The following is a 564-nucleotide window of genomic DNA, read 5'->3' as shown; positions in this document are numbered from 1 at the left end:
ACCTTACTGGAGAGAATAAAGCATGACGAACAGGCCAGTACGGTACGACGCTAATCTGCCCCGTAATCTGACCTATCGTAAAAGAGACAGACTTTACAGCTGGCGTAATCCGGTGACCGGGCAGGAGATATCTCTTGGCCGGATTGACCGCAAGGACGCCGTTGCCCAGGCCATCGAAGCCAACAACTACATCGACCAGAACTATCTTCCTTCCTGTCTTCTGGATCGCATTAAAGACGTGCCCACTTTCACTGTGGCTGCATGGCTTGAGCGTTACGAGGTTATTCTGGAAAGACGCGAGTTGAAACCCAATACGATGAAGGTCAGGCGAAATCAGCTCGCCACTCTAAAGGACGAGTTCGGAAGGATCCCCCTCGCCTCTGTAACCACAAAGGATATCGCTTCTTTTCTGGAGGCCTACATTGTCTGCGATAAAAAGAGCATGGCTTCCGGATTGCGATCGGTGTTGATGGATGTCTTCAGAGAGGCAATTGTGGAGGGGCATATCGACAGGAACCCGGCAGAGCCGACGCGAACGCCGACACCAAAGGTCAAGCGTGAGCG

1 protein-coding gene is annotated in these 564 nt (G+C 52.5%); it reads left to right on the top strand.

Annotation, left to right across the window (positions count from 1 at the left end):
- Positions 1-22: 22 nt before the first annotated feature.
- Positions 23-564 (top strand): phage integrase Arm DNA-binding domain-containing protein (locus JTI98_RS13780; protein ID WP_216082250.1); only part of this gene is annotated, 542 nt, incomplete at its 3' end.

The organism is Citrobacter sp. MGH 55, assembly GCF_016906145.1.
Taxonomy (GTDB): domain Bacteria; phylum Pseudomonadota; class Gammaproteobacteria; order Enterobacterales; family Enterobacteriaceae; genus Citrobacter_A; species Citrobacter_A amalonaticus.
The sequence above is the reverse complement of the archived record's forward strand: the minus strand, read 5'-3'. Positions and strand labels throughout refer to the sequence as shown.